16 protein-coding genes are annotated in these 16,955 nt (G+C 70.6%); 9 read left to right on the plus strand and 7 right to left on the minus strand.

All coding sequences use genetic code 11. The annotated features are described in order from the left end of the window. Positions 1-9: 9 nt before the first annotated feature. The 4 genes from AAFN86_RS22695 to AAFN86_RS22710 all read right to left on the minus strand — a co-directional run bounded on the left by AAFN86_RS22695 (position 10) and on the right by AAFN86_RS22710 (position 3,864). Positions 10-1,239, minus strand: coding sequence for a hypothetical protein (locus AAFN86_RS22695; protein ID WP_347545841.1), 1,230 nt, complete (start codon positions 1,237-1,239; stop codon positions 10-12). A 95-nt stretch (positions 1,240-1,334) separates the two neighbouring features. Further along, entirely contained in the window at positions 1,335-2,084 is a 750-nt protein-coding gene (locus tag AAFN86_RS22700) for a uroporphyrinogen-III synthase (protein ID WP_347545870.1), read from the minus strand. Next, entirely contained in the window at positions 2,030-2,959 is a 930-nt protein-coding gene (locus AAFN86_RS22705; RefSeq protein ID WP_347545842.1) for a hypothetical protein, read from the minus strand. Before AAFN86_RS22705 ends, AAFN86_RS22700 begins: the two co-directional genes overlap by 55 nt. After that, complete coding sequence (locus AAFN86_RS22710) at positions 2,956-3,864, minus strand: polysaccharide deacetylase family protein (RefSeq protein WP_347545843.1); 909 nt, start codon at positions 3,862-3,864, stop codon at positions 2,956-2,958. Before AAFN86_RS22710 ends, AAFN86_RS22705 begins: the two co-directional genes overlap by 4 nt. Before the next feature lie 789 nt (positions 3,865-4,653). Between AAFN86_RS22710 and AAFN86_RS22715 the strand changes: the two genes are divergently transcribed. The 4 genes from AAFN86_RS22715 to AAFN86_RS22730 all read left to right on the plus strand — a co-directional run bounded on the left by AAFN86_RS22715 (position 4,654) and on the right by AAFN86_RS22730 (position 8,676). Next, positions 4,654-6,036, plus strand: a complete 1,383-nt coding sequence (locus AAFN86_RS22715; protein ID WP_347545844.1) for an ABC transporter substrate-binding protein — start codon at positions 4,654-4,656, stop codon at positions 6,034-6,036. Between the two features lie 13 nt (positions 6,037-6,049). Beyond that, complete coding sequence (locus tag AAFN86_RS22720) at positions 6,050-6,895, plus strand: rhodanese-like domain-containing protein (protein ID WP_347545845.1); 846 nt, start codon at positions 6,050-6,052, stop codon at positions 6,893-6,895. A 94-nt stretch (positions 6,896-6,989) separates the two neighbouring features. Then, positions 6,990-7,964: a tripartite tricarboxylate transporter substrate binding protein gene (locus AAFN86_RS22725; protein WP_347545846.1), complete on the plus strand. Its 975-nt coding sequence runs from the start codon at positions 6,990-6,992 to the stop codon at positions 7,962-7,964. A gap of 7 nt (positions 7,965-7,971) precedes the next feature. Next, complete coding sequence (locus AAFN86_RS22730) at positions 7,972-8,676, plus strand: ABC transporter permease (protein ID WP_347545847.1); 705 nt, start codon at positions 7,972-7,974, stop codon at positions 8,674-8,676. A gap of 155 nt (positions 8,677-8,831) precedes the next feature. Here AAFN86_RS22730 and AAFN86_RS22735 read toward each other — a convergent pair whose 3' ends face one another. Both AAFN86_RS22735 and AAFN86_RS22740 read right to left on the minus strand, forming a co-directional pair. Beyond that, positions 8,832-9,656, minus strand: a complete 825-nt coding sequence (locus tag AAFN86_RS22735; RefSeq protein ID WP_347545848.1) for a substrate-binding domain-containing protein — start codon at positions 9,654-9,656, stop codon at positions 8,832-8,834. Positions 9,657-9,674: 18 nt separating this feature from the next. Continuing rightward, on the minus strand, positions 9,675-10,400 hold the full coding sequence (locus tag AAFN86_RS22740; protein WP_347545849.1) for an ATP-binding cassette domain-containing protein: 726 nt from the start codon (positions 10,398-10,400) through the stop codon (positions 9,675-9,677). Between the two features lie 145 nt (positions 10,401-10,545). On the opposite strand from AAFN86_RS22740, the gene AAFN86_RS22745 reads away from it, so the two are divergent. Continuing rightward, positions 10,546-11,427: a helix-turn-helix transcriptional regulator gene (locus AAFN86_RS22745; RefSeq protein ID WP_347545850.1), complete on the plus strand. Its 882-nt coding sequence runs from the start codon at positions 10,546-10,548 to the stop codon at positions 11,425-11,427. A gap of 57 nt (positions 11,428-11,484) precedes the next feature. After that, on the plus strand, positions 11,485-12,582 hold the full coding sequence (locus AAFN86_RS22750) for a mandelate racemase/muconate lactonizing enzyme family protein (protein ID WP_347545851.1): 1,098 nt from the start codon (positions 11,485-11,487) through the stop codon (positions 12,580-12,582). Between the two features lie 38 nt (positions 12,583-12,620). Here the strand turns inward: AAFN86_RS22750 and AAFN86_RS22755 are convergent, their stop codons facing one another. Further along, positions 12,621-13,391 (minus strand): SDR family oxidoreductase, encoded by a 771-nt coding sequence (locus tag AAFN86_RS22755; RefSeq protein WP_347545852.1) that lies wholly within the window; start codon positions 13,389-13,391, stop codon positions 12,621-12,623. Between the two features lie 95 nt (positions 13,392-13,486). On the opposite strand from AAFN86_RS22755, the gene AAFN86_RS22760 reads away from it, so the two are divergent. Genes AAFN86_RS22760 through AAFN86_RS22770 form a run of 3 tightly spaced genes read left to right on the plus strand, consistent with a single transcriptional unit; the run spans position 13,487 to position 16,201 of the window. Further along, a complete protein-coding gene (locus tag AAFN86_RS22760) occupies positions 13,487-13,960 on the plus strand; it encodes an ureidoglycolate lyase (RefSeq protein WP_347545853.1) in 474 nt (157 codons plus the stop codon). 2 nt (positions 13,961-13,962) lie between these two features. Next, positions 13,963-14,874 carry a polysaccharide deacetylase family protein gene (locus AAFN86_RS22765; RefSeq protein ID WP_347545854.1) on the plus strand — a complete coding sequence of 304 codons (912 nt, stop codon included), beginning with the start codon at positions 13,963-13,965 and terminating at the stop codon, positions 14,872-14,874. Between the two features lie 46 nt (positions 14,875-14,920). Beyond that, entirely contained in the window at positions 14,921-16,201 is a 1,281-nt protein-coding gene (locus AAFN86_RS22770) for a hydantoinase/carbamoylase family amidase (protein WP_347545855.1), read from the plus strand. Positions 16,202-16,955 lie beyond the last annotated feature (754 nt).

Raw genomic sequence — 16,955 nt, forward strand, 5'->3', positions numbered from 1 at the left:
GCGCGCTCCTCAGCCGGCGGCCAGGGTGGCGAGCGCAGCGCGGGCGGCGCCGAGCGCGCGTGCCTGCGCGACCCAGTCGGCCATCGCCGCCTTGGCGGCCGGCGGCAGGCGGTCGATCCGTGCCAGGGCGGCGTCTATGTCGCCGGCTTCCAGCGCACGGCGGGCACCCTCGATCTCGGCGGCGGCGGCATCGCCCCAGACCACCTGGTCGCCGCGCCGCACCGTCACCAGCCCGGACAGCCGGGAGACCGCGGAATCGAGCATCCCCTGGCCGTCCCGGGCCGGCTCGCTTGCCGCGCGGCCAGCGCGGGCGGCGGCGTCGAAGGCCAGGCGCAGGGAGGCTTCGGTCGGAGGGGCGGCGGCGGCGAAGCGGGTCAGCGCCTCGGGCGCGGCCGGCAGGGCGGCGAGGGCCGGGCCAAGGGGCTGGCCGGAATCGAGGCGCAGGCGCAGCGCGTCGAAGGCGGCGAGGCGGGTGGCGCGCGATTCCACCGCGGCGACGCGGGCCTGCGCCGCCTCCAGCGCGGCGAGACGCGTGGCCAGGCCCGATTCGGCGCCGCGCAGCCGGGCTTCCAGGGCCGTGGTGGCCGTGGCGATGCGTTCGGCCTCGGCGCGCTCGGCGGCCGCGAGGCGCTCACCCATGCCGCGGGCGAGGTCTTCGGTGCGTCGGATCGCCTCGGCATCGGCGGCCTGCTGGCGGGCAGCGACGGCGTCGAGCCGTTCGGATTGCCGGTCGGCGCGATTGGTCAGCCCTTCCACGGCGGCGCGCGGGGCGAAGGCGGCGGGGTCGGGCAAAGGGCGGGCGAGGGCCTCGGCGGCGCGCGCCTCGGTGGCCGCGACGCGGGCGGCCAGGCCCTCGATCCGGCCTTCCAGCGGGCGCAGGTCGGCGGGGGCGGGTATGGCCGCGAGGCGCTGTTCGATGCCCGACAGGTCCGGCGCCGGGCGCGCCTCCAGGGCAGCAATCCGCTGTTCGACCGGGGCAAGGTCAGGGGCGCGGCGGGCTTCAAGCGTGGCCAGGCGCTGTTCCAGCGGCGCCAGATCGGGGCCGCGGCGGGCCTCCAGCGCGGCGAGGCGGGCTTCCAGCGCGGCGATCGTTGCCATTGCAGGATTGGCCGGCGGGGCGGGGCGGGGCGTGACCCAAAGCCAGGCCGCCGCCAGCACCAGCACCAAGCCGCCGACCAGCAGCGGGAGGGCGGCGGGGTCCAGGAAACGGCGGATCGGGGGGGTGGGCGTATCGGTCATGCCGGTCCTCATGCTGCGGCGCCATGGCGACGGGGAGGGGGTGTATAGCACCGCGGCGGCGGATGGCGCCCCCGTGCTGGATCAAGGCTGCCGGATCAAGCCGGTGGCGGACCGAGACAGCCTGGCAGCAGCGCGGGGTCCGGGCGCGCGGTGGTGTCGATGGCAGCCCAGGGGAGCGCGGCGAGGGCCTCGGCGATGCGCGGGCTGATCGCGATGGCGCGGATGGTGCGAGTGGCGTTGGCGAGGCCGGCGCGGCGCAGCAACGCAAGCGTGATGCGCGCACCGCGCGGCGAGGTGAACAATGCAGCGGCCACGCGGCCTTCGCGCAGCGCGGCCAAGGCCGGCGCCGGCAGGAAGGTGGCCGGGACGGCGGCGTAGGCGATCCGACGGATGACGCGAAAGCCTCGTTCGCGCAGCGTCGAGGCGAGTTCGGCCCCATAGCCGCGTCCGACGGCGAGCAGCAGCGGCCCGGCCGCCGGGTCCAGGATGCGGGTGGCGGCGTCCGCCAGGGCGGCGGCGTCGCCATCGGCGGCGCGGACATCGGTGAAGCCGCGGGCGCGGGCCTCGGTCGCCGTGCCGTCGCCGACGGCGAGCACCGGGATCGGGCATGGTTCCAGCGCGCGGGCGGCGGCGCGGGAGGCCAGCAGCAGCGCCTGCGCCCGCGGAAGCCGCCGCGGCGGGGTCGCGCGCAGGACCAGGGAGGGCGCGAGCATCGCATCCCACCCCAACGCGGCGCAGGCATCGGCGGTTTCGGCGGCGCCGGGCTCGGGCCGCGTGATCAGGACGCCCGTCAGGATGCCTGCGCCCGCCAGGCGGCCGCGATCTCCGCCCCCGTCGCGCTCCAGACACCGCCGCGGGCGAGGATGGCGTCCAGCATCGTCGCGAAGGCGCGGATGCGGTGCGGCTGGCCCATCAGCCACGGGGTGATGGACAGCGTCAGCACGCGCCCGCCGCCCGTGGCCTGCGCCTCGGCATCGAGTGTCGCATGGGCGGCGAGGATGGCGGCGGTGAAATCCTCGGTCGCCATGTGCTGCTGCTGCAGCATGCGCTGGTCCGACAGGTCCTGCGACAGCGGCAAGGCGGTCAGCGTGCCGGCACCGGTGGCGAAGGCATAGGGCATGTCGTCATTGGTCCAGCCGCTGGTCCAGGCGAAGCCGGCGCCGGCGACGAGGTCCGGCGTGCGGGCCGATTCCGAATGGGCGGGCGAATGCCAGCCGGTGACGGCATCGCCGAAACGGCCACGCAGCAGGGCGGCGGCCTCGGCGATCCAGGCGCGTTCCTCCGCTTCCGCCACGCCGCCATGGTGCAGATGGCCCATGTCGAGCCCGGCGCAGGCGACCTCCCAGCCGGCCGCGGCGATGTCGTCCATCAGCACCGGGTATTCCCGGGTGAGGGCGCCGCTGAGCAGCGCCGTGCCCTTCACGCCGCGCGCCGCCATCGCGCGCATCAGCCGATAGATGCCGATGCGGTGGCCGTAGTCGCGCTGGGTGAAGTCCCAATAGGACGGGTAGGGCCGCTCCATGCCGCCCGGCGCGATGAAGGGCCTGAGCGGCATGTCCATCGGGAACCAGCCGGCATGCACCGCGACCCACAGGGCGACGCGCGCGCCCCCTGGCCAGGTGACGGGCTGCGTGCGCGGCAGGATGCGATAGGGGTAGCGGTCATGGTCCATCGCCCGGCGGCGGAACGGATAGTCGGTGTAGTCCGGCGGCAGGGTCATGGCGTGCCCTCCGCGATCCAACGCCGGTGGTCGTCCAGGTGGTGGTCGATATAATGCTGCGCGATCTCGCGCCCGGTCGCGAGCCAGACCTTGTCGTGGCCGGTGATGTGCGCGAGCACCGTGTCCAGCGCGGCGATGCGATGCGGCTGGCCGATCAGGTAGGGGTGCAGCGGCATGCACATCACGGTGCCGGACTCCGCGCCTTCCTCGTAGAGCTGGTCGAACTGCGCCTTGCAGATGGCGGCGTAGCGCTCCGCCGGCGTGTTGCGGCTGACGAAGAGCGGGACGTCGTTGACCTCGAGCGAATAGGGGATGGAGACAAGCCGCCCGGCACGGGTGTTGATCGGCGTCGGCTGGTCGTCATGTGTCATGTCGAGGGTGTAGAGGATGCCCTCCTCGGCCAGCACATGCTGCGTCGTCTCGTCATTGGAAATGGCCGGCGTCAGCCAGCCGTCGAGGCGCTGGCCGGAAGCGCGCAGGATGGTCTCGCGACTGTCGCGGATCAGCTCGCGCTGCATGTCCTCGGCCATGTCGTAGAAATAGCGGGTGTTGTAGGTGCCGTGGCTGAACAGCTCCCAGCCCAGCTCGCAGCAGCGTTCGATCACCTCCGGGTAGTGGTCGCACACCGCGACATTCAGCGAGACCGAACCGCGCACCCCGTATTTCGCCATGGTGTCGGCCATGCGCCAGAAGCCCGAGCGGTTGCCGTAGTCGCGCCAGGAATAGCCGGCGATGTCCGGCAGCGGCCGCGGCCAGGGGGTGCGGCGCGGGTTGGGCGGCGGGTTCAGCTCGTAATGTTCGATGTTCGGCGCCAGCCAGATGGCGATGCGCGCGCCATTCGGCCAGGTGATCCGGGGCCGTCGCCGCCAGGGCATGTAGTCGTAATGGCCGGGCCTATCGAGCATGACGTTCACCCCTGCGTCCGCGACGCGGCGTCGAGCACCTCCGACACCGGCCGCACATCGGCGCATTAAACCGCCATGTCGCACCGATTGGCAAAATGCGGGAAGCCTTGCCGACCGGCGACGCATTCCCTGGGCACGATCATCCGGCAGCAGCAGGACAGGCCATCGACACCCGTTGCGCGCGCGCAGCCGGAGGAGGACCCGCAGGTGATGATGGCCATGCCGAAGCCGCCTCGCGCGATGGGAGCAATCGATGCCGCGATGCGCTTGCTCAGGCTGGCGGGATCGACGGCTCCGCGGCGTAAGCGAACGGCCTGATCCGCGTGGTGACGACCGCGAGGCCCGCCATCCGGGTGACGCCTTCGTGATTGGCATCGCGGTGGCGGGACGGGCCATCGAAGCGAGGTCGATGCCGAACATCGTCGCCTTCAGGGTGACGTCGCCAATGAGCGCGAAGCGCAGGATGAATTGCGGCGAGATGGTCTCTCACCGGTCGTTGCCGATCGGTGGGAGACCCTCTCGCCCCGTCGCGCAAACCCTTTTTTTGCAGAGGCGAAAAAAGTGGCATGCCCCCCGAATGGCCGCCGATCGATCGAAGGGTCAGGAATGCCCGAATACAGGACGAAGAATCCCCATGAGCGCCACGAAATTGTGCAAGCGCCGCAAGAACAGTGGTGGATTCGGCGTCTGGCTGGCCGCGGCGAGCCGTGACGCCCCGGGGCCTCGTCATCCTCCGAGCGGCGTGGGACCCTGCGCGCCGCCGCAACGCAGGAGGCACCGGGACCAGGCATGATGTTGACGATCGCGCTTGAGCGCGTGGAGTTCCTGCCGTTGGGCCGCGTCACCGACGACACCTCGATCCTGACGTTGCGTTCGCTCGTCTTCGAACCGCTCTGCCAGTGGCGTGACGGACGGGTCGGGCCGGGCCTGCTGGGCGCCTGGCATCATGAGGATGGCGGCCACGCCTGGACCTTCGCGCTGCGCCGCGGCGCCCGTTTCCATGACGGCAAGGTCTGCACGGCCGAGGACGTCGTCCAGGCGATCGCCGCGCATCTGCGGGGCACCGACATGTTCGGCATGCCCTGGGCCTATGCGCGCTACCTCGCCGGCGCGCGCATCACCGCCGAGGGGCCCGGCCTGCTGTCGATCTCGACGCCGGAACCGCTGGCCGACCTGCCGGAGATCCTCGCTGAATTCTTCGTCATGCGCGCAGCCACCGACGGGGCGATGACCATCGGCACCGGTCCGTATCGCGTGCTGGACCAGGCGGCCGGGTCCTACGCGATCCTGGAGGCGGTCGAGCCCGGCCGTGCCGCCACGCGAATCGGCCTGGTCGCCGAGCGCGATGCGGAAGAACGCCATCGCCTGGTCGCCGCCGGAGAGGTGGAGGCGGCTGCCAATCTCGAGCGCATGGCCGACCCGCGCCGCAGGGCGCCCGACCTGCTATGGACCGAGGCGGCGAACACTCTCTCGGTGATGTTCTACCTCGATGCCCGCCACGGCACCTTCATGCATCCGGCGGCGCGGCGTGCGGCGAACCTCGCGGTGGATGCGCGTGCCATCGTGGAGGAGGTGTTCCACGGCATGGGCGTGCTGGCCTCGACCATCGTCAGCCCCTTCCATCTGGGCCATCGGCAGGCCGACATCGCCCCGATCCCCTACAACCCCGACGCGGCCCGGCGGCTGTTCGACGAGGCGCGGGCGGATGGCGAGATCGTTCTCCGCACGCCACTGCACATGCCCGAACGGGCCCCCGCCATCACGCAGATGGTCGCCCATGACCTTGGCCGGGCCGGACTTGCGCCGCGCATCCAGACCGAGGCCGATCGCCCCGGCTATGCGCGCCAGGTCGGCCAGGGGCAGATCGGCGACATGGCGATCTTCGACAGTTCCCCGCATTCCACCTTCCGGGTGCTCAACGACAAGATCTCCTCCAGCGTCCGCGGCCAGTGGTGGCAGGGTCATGACGACCCGGAATTGGAACCGATGATCGCGGCGGCCACCCGAACCATGGACGACGCCGCACGGGCCGAGGCCTACGGCGCCTGCCTGCGTCGCCTGCACGACAACCCGCCCTGGCTGTACCTGTTCCATCCCATCGAGGTGGTGGCGCAGCAGCCCGGCACGGTGCCGATCGCGCTCGACCATCGTGGGGTGCTGACGCTTGGCTGAAAGGACCACCCGCATGGACCCGCGCGATACGGTCTTCATCACACCCGCCACCCTGGCGCGGCGCCTGGCCGATGGCCGGGTGCCGACGATCCTCGCGGTGCGCAATGCGGGGGTGCTGCCAGGCTATGTCGCATCGCCGCGCATTCCCGGCGCGATCGACGTCGACATGCCGGGGGAGCTCGCCGCCCCCGGTGGCGGCACGCGCGGCAGCCGCCCGTTGCCGGATATCGCGACCCTGCAGCGGAACGCGCGACGCTGGGGTGTGGCGGCGGACCGGACGGTCGTGTTGTACGACCATGATCGCTGCCTGACCGCCGCGCGCGGCTGGTGGGTGCTGCGCTGGGCCGGGCTGGCCGATGTGCTGCTGCTCGATGGCGGCTTTGCGGCCTGGCAGGCGGAAGGTCATCCGGTCGCAACCTCGCTGGGCGTGCCGGCGCCGAGCGAGGTGGTGCTCTCGCCCGGCCATATGCCGGTGCTGGACGCGGATGGCGCCGCGGCGATGGCGCGGGACGGCGTGCTGCTCGATACCCGCATCCGCGGCAACTACATCGGCGGGACCGTCGTGCCGGGCCAGGCACCGCGCGGGCATATCCCCGGTTCCATCAGCGCCCCGGCCGCCGATGCGCTGACCGAGGCCGGTGCCTTCCTTGATGCCGAGACGCTGCGGCATCTGTTCGCGGCCCTGGGCGCCGATGGCGCGCGGCCGCTGGGCGTGACCTGCGGCGCGGGCATCTCGGCGGCGCATGGCGTGGCGGCGCTGGCCTCCATCGGCGTCACTGCAGCGATGTTTCCCGGATCCTGGTCGGCCTGGGCGGCCGATCCGGAGCGCCCGGTCGTGATCGGAGGCCAGCCTGGATAGCGTGCTTGCGCTGCGCCGTCTGCCATGCGGAGCTTGTGGATTGTTGGCGCCGGGCGACATGCGCCGCCATGCTCTTCACCGGGAACACCATGCCATGACGCTCCATCGCCGCCGCCTTGCCCTGTTGCCGGCCGGGCTGCTCGCCGCCCCTGCCCTGGCACAGGATGGCCCCTGGCCGAACCGCCCGCTCCGCCTGGTGATCGCCTTCCCGCCCGGCGGGCTGACCGACGTGACCGGCCGGCTGGTGGCGCAGCGCTTCCAGGCGGAACTCGGCCAGCCGGTGGTGGTGGAGAATCGCGGTGGCGCCGGCGGCACGGTCGGCACCCAGGGCGCGGTGCGCGCCGCGCCGGATGGCTACACCCTGGCCTTCGCCGCGCCATCGACCCATGTGACGGGCCCGATCCTGTTCGCCAGCCCCGGCTACGACGGCGTCAGCGACGTCGCGCCGATCGGCGCCTTCGCCGCCGTCGGCAGTATCGCAGTGGTGCATCCGTCCGTCCCCGCGACCAGCATCGCGGAGCTGATCGCCCTGGCCCGCGCGCGGCCGGGGCAACTCAATTTCGCCTCGGCCGGGGCCGGCGGGTCGATTCACCTGGCGGGCGAACTGTTCAAGATGCGCGCCGGGATCGACATCGTGCACGTGCCCTATCGCGGCGGCGCGGCCATGCTGACGGACCTGCTGAGCGGTCGCGTGCAGATCGCCTTCGACAACCTGCCGCAGATCCTGCCGCATGTGCGCAGCGGCGCCGTGCGCGGCCTGGCGGTCACCAGCCGCGCGCGGTCCCGCTTCATCCCGGAACTTCCGACGATGATCGAGGCCGGGGTGCCGGAGTACGACGTCACCTCCTGGTTCGGCGTCACCGCGCCGCTGGGTACGCCGCAGCCCATCGTCGCGCGGCTGAACGCCATCATGCGCGCGATGGTCGCCGATCCGGCAGTGCTCGCGCAGTTCCAGCAGATGGGGGCGGAACCGCTGTCGATGACGCCGGAGGAATTCGGCGCCTTCCTGCGTGCAGAGCGCGAACGTTACGCGGAGATCATCCGCGTCAGCGGCGCTCGGGTGGACTGACCGAGCGATGGGCGACCTCGGCAGCGCCTTTTCCGCCGCCATGGGGCTGCTGTCGGGCGCCGACCCGGCGCTGCTGCGCATCGTGCTGCTGTCGCTGCAGGTCAGCCTCGCCGCGTTGGCGATCGCCGCGGTGATCGGGCTGCCGCTCGGCGCGCTGCTGGCGGTGTCGCGCTTTCCGGGGCGCAGCGGGGTGATCATCGCGCTGAATGCGCTGATGGGCCTGCCGCCGGTGCTGTGCGGACTGCTGATCTACCTGCTGCTGTCGCGGTCGGGGCCGCTGGGGCCGCTGGGGCTGCTGTTCTCGCCGACCGCCATGGTGATCGCGCAGGCGGTGCTGATCGCGCCGATCGTCGCCGCGTTGGCTCGCCAGGTGCTGGAAGGCATGTGGGAGGAGTATGAGGAACAGTTCCGCTCCTTCCGCGTTTCCACCCTGCGCGCGGTGCCTACGCTGCTGTGGGATGGGCGCTTCGCGCTGCTGACGGTGCTGCTGGCGGGCTTCGGTCGCGCGGCGGCGGAGGTCGGTGCTGTGATGATCGTAGGCGGCAATATCGAGGGCTATACGCGCGTGATGACGACTGCCATCGCGCTCGAGACCTCGAAGGGCGACCTGCCGCTGGCACTGGCTCTCGGCATGGTGCTGATGACGATCGTGCTGGCGGTCAATGCGCTGGCGCAGGGTTTGCGCGGCGCCGCGGCGCGCTGGGCAGGCTGACGTTAGCGCGTGAAAAGCCCGCCTTCTTTCGAAAGTCGGGTCTGCTGTTGATTTGGCGCCCCGCCGCCTGCCAACCCAAGGCACGGTAGACCTGGAATTCTTCAGCCTCCAGGTTTGCCGGCCTTCCCTCCACGCACGCCAGCAGCCGTCAGGCCTTACGACGTCGGCTCCGGCTGCGCTGCATTCGGAAAGAACAGCTGTTCGCCATTGATCTTGTAGGAGGCGATGGCCGCCTGCCCGGCCGGAGAGACGACCCAGTCGATGAAGCGCTGCCCTTCGGCCACCTTCACATGCGGGTGGCGCTGCGGGTTCACCAGCATGACGCCGTACTGGTTGAACAGGCGGGCATCGCCCTCGACCACGATCCTGAGGTCCTGGCGGTTGCGGAAGGACACCCAGGTGCCGCGATCCGCCAGGATATAGGCGTTCTGCGCCGCGGCGGTGTTCAGCGCCGGACCCATGCCCTGCCCGACCTCCCGATACCACTGGCCGCGGCCGGTCGCTGGGTCGATGCCGGCCTGCTGCCAAAGGCGCAGTTCTGCCGCGTGGGTGCCGCTGCGGTCGCCGCGGCTGACGAAGGGTGCAACGGATTCGGCGATGCGGCGCAGCGCGGCGACGGTGTCGGTCGTGCCGGCGATGCGCGCGGGGTCGGATGCCGGGCCGACGATGACGAAGTCGTTGACCATGACATGCTGGCGCGGCCCGCCATGGCCCTCGGCGACGAAGCGTTCTTCCGCCGCGCGGTCATGCACGAAGACCACGTCGGCATCGCCGCGCCGGCCGACATCCAGCGCCTGGCCGGTGCCCAGCGCGACGACGCGCACGGTGATCCCGCTCTCCCGCGTGAAGATCGGCAGGATGTGGCCGAACAGCCCCGATTGCTCGGTGCTGGTGGTGGAGGCGACGGTGATCGTCCGTTCCTGCGCCATGGCCGGCAGGGCGAGGATCAGGCCGAGGGCGAGGACGGTTCTGCGCAACATGCGGGATGCTCCGGTGGGTCAGTGCGACAGCAATTCGCCGCGCAGGAAGGCGGCCGCCTCGGCTGAGGCCGGGTCGGCGAAGAAAGCCTCGGCGGCGGCGTGTTCCAACACACGCCCGGCATGCAGGAACACGACATCGCCGGCCAGGCGTCGCGCCTGGCCGAGGTCATGCGTCGTCATCACGATCTTGGTGCCCTGGGCGGCAAGGTGGATGACGATCTCCTCCACCGCGCGCGTGGCGGCGGGGTCGAGGCTGGCGCAGGGCTCGTCGAGGAACAGCACACCGGCCCCGGTGGCGGCAGCGCGCGCCAGCGCAAGGCGCTGCTGCTCCCCGCCCGACAGCCGCCGCGCCGGCCGATCCGCCAAGGCGGAGAGCCCGACCAGCGCGAGTGCGCGTTCCGCCCGTGCCGCACGCTGCTTCGCGGGCACGCCGGCGAGGCGCAGCGGATACAGCACATTGGCGAGCGCCGAGCGTCGGAGCAGCACCGGCCGCTGGAACACCATGGCCTGGCCGCGTTCCGCGGTGCCGGCCTCGCCACCCCAGCGGATGCGGCCTTCGGTCGGGGCCAGCAGCCCGTGCAGCAGGCGCAGCAGCACGGATTTCCCCGCGCCATTCGGCCCGATGATGAGGGTCGGCGCGCCGGCCGCGACGGTGAGATCGACATCGGTGAGGATGCGCGTGGCGCCGGCGGCAAAGCCGAGGCCCTGCGTGACCAGGGGCAGGATGGTCGTCGGCGTGCGCATCAGCCTCGTCGCCCGCCACGCCGGAACCGTTCGCCCGCGACCCGCATGCCACCTCCCGTGCTTTGTCGTCAGATGCGCATGGCAGGCGGTGTCGTCAACGCGGAACGCGCTTGACTCAGGCGCGGCATTTGCCATCCATTGCCTGATGTTGCCGGATGTCCTGACCCTGAAGGAGGCGGCCGCCTGGCTGCGGCTGTCGGAACGCGCGCTGTACGACCTGGCGCGTGCGCGGCAGCTGCCGGCGGCGCTGCTTGGCGGCAAATGGCTGTTTCCGCGCGCGTTGCTGGAACGCTGGCTGGCGGCCCGCGCCGAGAGCGAGGCGCCCCATCGCACCGCGCCGCCGCCGGTGTTGGCGGGCAGCCATGATCCGTTGCTGGATTGGGCGGTGCGGCAATCGGGGTGCGGCCTGGCGCTGCGGTCCGGCGGCAGCCTGGATGGGCTGGATGCGCTGGCGGCCGGGCAGGCCTTGGCCGCGGCGGTTCATCTGCGCGACCCGGACAGCGGTGACTGGAACGCGCCGGCGGTGGCACAGGCGCTCGGCCATGGCGGGCATGTCGGCATCACCTGGGCCTGGCGGGAACAGGGGTTGCTCGTGGCGCAGGGCAATCCGCTCGGGCTTGCGGCCGTTGTGGATCTGGCGCGGCCCGGCCTGCGCGTCGTCGGGCGGCAGAACCGCGCCGGCAGCCATGTCCTGCTGGTGCATCTGCTGAACGAGGCGGGGCTGCGGCTCGAAGCCATCGCCTTCCTGTCCGAGCCCGCCATGGCGGAGGACGAGGTCGCCGCCGCCGTCGCCGATGGCCGTGCGGAGGCCGGCTTCGGCATCCGTGCCGAGGCGATCGCGCGGGGGCTCGATTTCGTGCCGCTGGTGCGCGAGCGCTTCGACCTGGTGATGGCGCGTCGTGATTTTTTCGACCCGCCCTTGCAGGCGCTCCTGACATTCGCGCGTGGCGCGGCCTTCGCCGCGCGGGCGGCGCGGATGGGCGGCTATGACATCGCGCAGACCGGACGCGTCGCCTTCAACGGCTGAGGGGATTGTCGGTCCTGGCCGTCGCGCGCAGGCTTCGTGCAACGGAGGAATGCATCCATGACCGACCTGACGATCCGCGAGGTTCGCACCACGCTGCTGCGCATGCCATGGGCGGATGATCCGTGGCTCGCGGGCCATGCGCTGGGGCCGATGCGCGACTTGGTGGTGGTGGAGGTGGTGACGCAGTCCGGCCTGACCGGCATGGGATACCTGCATCTGCTGAACCTGCCGCTGCAGCGCACGATCGGCGCCTGCATCGCCGAAGCCATGGCGCCGCGCATCATCGGGAAGGATGCGACGGCGGTGGAGGCGATCTGGCGCGATCTGTGGCGCGCGACGCTGACCGGCGGGCGCGGCGGGGTGGCGATGATGGCGCAATCGGCGATCGACATCGCGCTGTGGGATGTGGTCGGCAAGGCGGCGGGGCTGCCGCTGCACCGGCTGTGGGGTCACTATCGGTCCGAGATCCCGATCTATGGCAGCGGCTGCTTCCGCGGGTCATTCGGGGACGGCATGATCGCCAAGGCGAAGCACTACGTCGCGCAAGGTTTCAGGGCGATCAAGATGCAGGTGGCCATCGTGGGCGACCTGCACACGGATGCGCGGAACGTCCGCGACATGCGCGACGCGGTTGGGCCCGATGTCGACATCATGATCGACGTGAACATGGGCTGGTCGGCGGACGTGGCCATCACCATGGGGCGTAAGTTCGAGGAATTCGACGCCTATTGGCTGGAGGAGCCGGTGACGGCCGACGACTACGCCGGCTACCTCCGCTGCGCCGAGGCGCTCGACATGCGCGTGGTGGGTGGGGAGACGCATTTCGGCCGCGCCGACCTCAAGCCCTTCTTCGAATCTCCGCGCCTGCCCATCCTGCAGCCCGACCCGATGCGCGGTGGCTTCACCGAGTTGCGCAAGATCGCCACCGTCGCCGACACCTGGGGCATGACCATCGCACCGCATCTGTTCCCGGAGTTGAACGTGCATCTGCTCGCGTCCAGCCCGAATGGGATCTGGGCGGAGCAGATGGGGCTGCTGGACGACGTGTTCGTGTCGCTGCCGAAGATCGAAGGCGGCATGATCACCGCGCCGGAGACGCCGGGCCACGGCCTGGCCTTCAAGCCGGAGGTGCTGAAGGATTTCGTGCTGCGCTGAAGCGTTAGGGTGGGCGAGGCGCCGGGACTTCCGTCTGCTCAGAACGCCATCCAGCCGCCATCCACCAGCAGGTTGTGGCCGGTGACGAAGCTTGCCTCGGCGGAGGCGAGGAACAGCGCCGCCTGCGCCACGTCCATGGGCCGGCCAAGCCGTGGCATGGGTGTGCGCATGATGGAGTATTCCATCGCGTCGGTGCCTGGCCCCGCCGGCCGGCCGGTCAGGATGCGGCCCGGTGCGACCGCATTGCAGACGATGTGGTCCTTCGCGTAGTCCACCGCGATCTGCTTGGTCATGTAGGCCACCGCCGCCTTGCCCGTGCCGTAGGCGAGCTTGCCGGGTGCCGCGACCATGCCGTGCTGGGATGAGATGTTGACGATCCGCCCGCGCGCCTCCTCCACGATGTCCTGCGTCAGGAACTGCTGCACGGCGCGCTTGCAGCCGAGGAAGGCGCCCTTGGCGTTCACCGCCATGACGCGGTCCCAGTCTTCCTCGGTCGTCTCATGCAGTTTCGTGCCGGCGCCACGGATCGCCGCATTGTTCACCATCACGTCGAGCCGGCCGAATTCCATCACCGTCGCTGTCACCAGCGCATCGACATCCGCCCAGACGGAGACGTCGCAGCAGTGGAAGCGCGCGGTGCCGCCGGCCTCGGCGATCACCGCGCAGGTTGGCGCGCCGCCTTCCAGCACGGTCTCGCTCACGTCGCCGATCACCACCGCCGCGCCTTCCCGTGCGAACAGCGTGGCAATCGCCCGCCCGATGCCGGAGGACCCGCCGGTGACGATGACGACCTTGTCCTGCAGACGCATGCGAAGCCCTCCTGTGCCGGCGGCATCCTGCACGCCCCCTGGACGCGGGACGAGGCCTGGCCCGATCATCGCAGCGACCTAGCCGGAGCCGCCGCATGCGCCTGATACTCGAACCCCTGACCGCCGAGGCCTTCGCGCCCTTCGGCGAGGTGCTGGCCTGCCCTGGCGAACCAGGCCGGGTCTATATCGAGGCCGCGCTCGCCAATCGTCGCGCCCATGCGAAGCCGAGCCTGTCCTTCAGCACCAAGGAGCCGGCTTCCCTGCCGATTGCGTCCTCGACGATGGAACGGCACCTGCATTCCTCGCAGTCCTTCGTGCCGATGGAGGCAGGGCGCTGGCTGGTGCTGGTGGCACCCCACGGGGCGGATGGCGGCCCGGACATGGCCCGCGCGCGGGCCTTCGCCGCTGCGCCGGACCAGGGTGTGACCTATGGCGCCGATGTCTGGCACCACCCCTCCACCGTCTTCGACCGCAACGCGCGCTTTGCGATCTTCATGTGGAAGGACGGCAGCAGCGCGGACGACGAATTCGTCCAGGTCGCCCCCTTCACCGTCGTTGAAGGAGCCTGACCATGCCCTATGAGGTGAAGCGCGACTTCATCGGCTACGGCGCCAATCCGCCCGACCCGCAATGGCCGGGCGGTGCCAAGGTCGCGGTGAATTTCGTGATGAACTACGAGGAAGGGTCCGAACCCTCCTTCGAACTCGGCGATGGCCGTACCGAGGCAGGGTTGACCGAGGCGCATCCCGCCAGCCAGGTGAAGTCCGGCCGCGACCTCGCCGCTGAGGGCATGTTCGAGTATGGCTCCCGCGTCGGCGTCTGGCGGCTGATGCGCCTTTTCCAGGAACGCGGCCTGCCGATGACGGTGTTCGGCTGCGCGCTCGCGCTGGAACGCAACCCCGAGGCCGCCGCCGCCATCCGTGCCGCCGGCTACGACGTGTGCTCGCATGGCTGGCGCTGGGTGAAGCATTTCGAACTCACCGAGGCCGAGGAGCGCGAGCACATCGCCAAGGCCTTCGCGAGCCTGCAGAAGACCTTCGGCGAGCCGCCCGCCGGCTGGTATTGCCGCTACGGCCCGTCCGAGAACACCCGCCGCCTGGTCGTCGAGCATGGCGGCTTCCTCTACGACAGCGACTATTACGGCGAGGAACTGCCGCTCTGGGTGCAGGTGGAGGACAAGCCGCACCTCGTCGTGCCCTATTCCCTGGTGAACAATGACGGGAAGTACGCGGGCTGGATGGGCACCTCCGACGACTGGTTCTCCTTCATCCGCGATGCCTTCGACATGCTGTATGACGAAGGCTGCAAGGGTCGGCCGAAGATGATGTCGATCGGCCTGCACATGCGACTGATCGGCCATCCGGCGCGGGCGATGGGGTTGCAGCGACTGCTCGATCATATCGGCCGCCGGCGCGACGTGTGGGTGACGCGGCGGGTCGATATCGCACGGCATTGGATGGCTTTGCATCCGCATCGGGGATGACCGGCACGGGAATGCTGGCCGGCATGGCGAATGCTAGGATGCGGGGATGACGACCTTCCCCGACCATGCGCTGGCCACGGCGCTGACCCTCGTGACCGACCTGTTCGACCGGCTGGGCGCGGCCACCGCCGATCCGCCCGGCATCACCCGCGCCTCCTACGGCGAAGGGGAGGTGATTGCGCAGGGCCTGTTGTCGGAGGTTGCGCGCGGCCTTGGCATGGAGGTCACGACCGATGCGGTCGGCACGCTGCGCATGGTGCTGCCCGGGCGGGACCGGTCGCTGCCCGCGGTGACAATGGGTTCGCATCTCGACAGCGTGCCGCATGGCGGGAATTTCGACGGCGCGGCGGGCGTGATCATGGGCCTCGGCATCGCGGCTGCCCTGCACGCTGCAGGCCGCGCGCCGCATCGCGACCTGCTGGTCCTCGGCATCCGGGCCGAGGAAATGTGCTGGTTTCCCGCCCACTACCTCGGCAGCCGTGCGCTGTTTGGCCTGCTGCCGAAGGACGCGCCCGACACGCTGCGCCGCGTCGATACCGGGCGCACCCTGGCCGAGCACATGGCCGCCGAGGGGCTGGACCCGGCGCCAATCCGCGCGGGTCGCGCGTTGCTCGACCCCGCCCGCATCGCCTGCTTCATCGAACCGCATATCGAACAGGGCCCGGTGCTGGTCGAGGAAGGGCTGCCGGTCGCCGTCGTCTCCGGGATCAGGGGCAGCCTGCGCTACCCGCAGGCAAGCGCGCACGGTGCCCATGCCCATGCCGGCGCCGTGCCGCGCCGCCACCGCCGCGATGCCGCCATGGCGACCGTCGCGCTGATCGCCGCACTCGATGCGCGCTGGTCGCGGCTGGAAGCGTCCGGTGCTGACCTGGTCTGCACAACCGGTATCCTGGCCACCGACCCCGCGCTGCACACTTCGACCAAGATTCCTGGCGTGGTGCGGTTCAGCCTCGACATCCGCAGCCAGGATGCGGCGCTGCTGGCCGAACTGGACGACTGGCTGGCGGCCGAGGCCGCACGCATCGGCGCGGCGCGCGGCGTCACCTTCGACTTCGGCCCGCCGACGCATGCCGCCCCCGCGCTGATGGACCCAGGCCTGCGCGCGTTGCTGGTGCGCAGTGCTGCGAATGCTGGTGTGAAGGCGCGGGAGATGGCCTCCGGTGCGGGGCACGATTCCGCCACCTTCGCCGGACTCGGCATCCCCACCGTCATGCTGTTCCTGCGCAATGAGCACGGCAGCCACAACCCGGATGAGGCGCTGGACATGGCCGATGTCGGCGCAGGGTTGGCGGTGCTGGTGCCGGCGGTGGCGGAACTGCTCGGCTGAAGGCGGGGAGGGCGCTGCCCCCGCCTCACCTTTACCGAACTGAGGACCAGGTCAAAGTGGCCGGTGTCACGGGTGGATCCCTCCGTGGAGATGCCTGAAGCTTCTGTCGTCCGAAGCATCTCGCGAAGGTCGCCGACCAGTTCGATGCCGGGCGGCCCCCGCCCTCGGGCGGTGGGGATACGACAACGCGGTCGATCAGCGCCCGCGCCGCCTCCCGTGCCTCGGCGTTGTCGCCACCGTTCGTCGCGTCCCGCAGCCGTGCGACACGGTCGCGATACATCCTGCCGAGGTCGGGATGCAGATACGACCGCCGTGTAGGCAACGCCTCAACCTGCTGGCGCAGTTCGTCTCCGGGCCCTCGCAAGGGTCGACCGAAAGCCGCAATCCAGGCCCCGCTCGATAGGGCACGTCCTGGCGGATGGTGACCTCCTGGCCGTCGGGGGCGAACACGACGGCGGCCGTGCCGTCCTCGATGACGTCCTTCAGCAGCCAAATGTCGATTGCGTCGATCCTGACCCCCTCGCCAACCGATAGTTCGGCAATAATCGGCATCACGCCTCTCCATATGTATTGGATTGGACGTGGAGGAGCGCGAACTATCGGCGGCTGTAGTCCATTGGAATATTAACATCTGTAATAGATATAATGATCGAAGGGGGCCGAGGGGTACATTAATATTTCGTCTGCTTCAAACAGACGACGATCTTGCTCACGGAAAGAACTCATCTTTCTCCTGCGGCCGTTCCGTCAGCCC

The organism is Roseomonas sp. CAU 1739 (assembly GCF_039839775.1).
Taxonomy (GTDB): domain Bacteria; phylum Pseudomonadota; class Alphaproteobacteria; order Acetobacterales; family Acetobacteraceae; genus Neoroseomonas.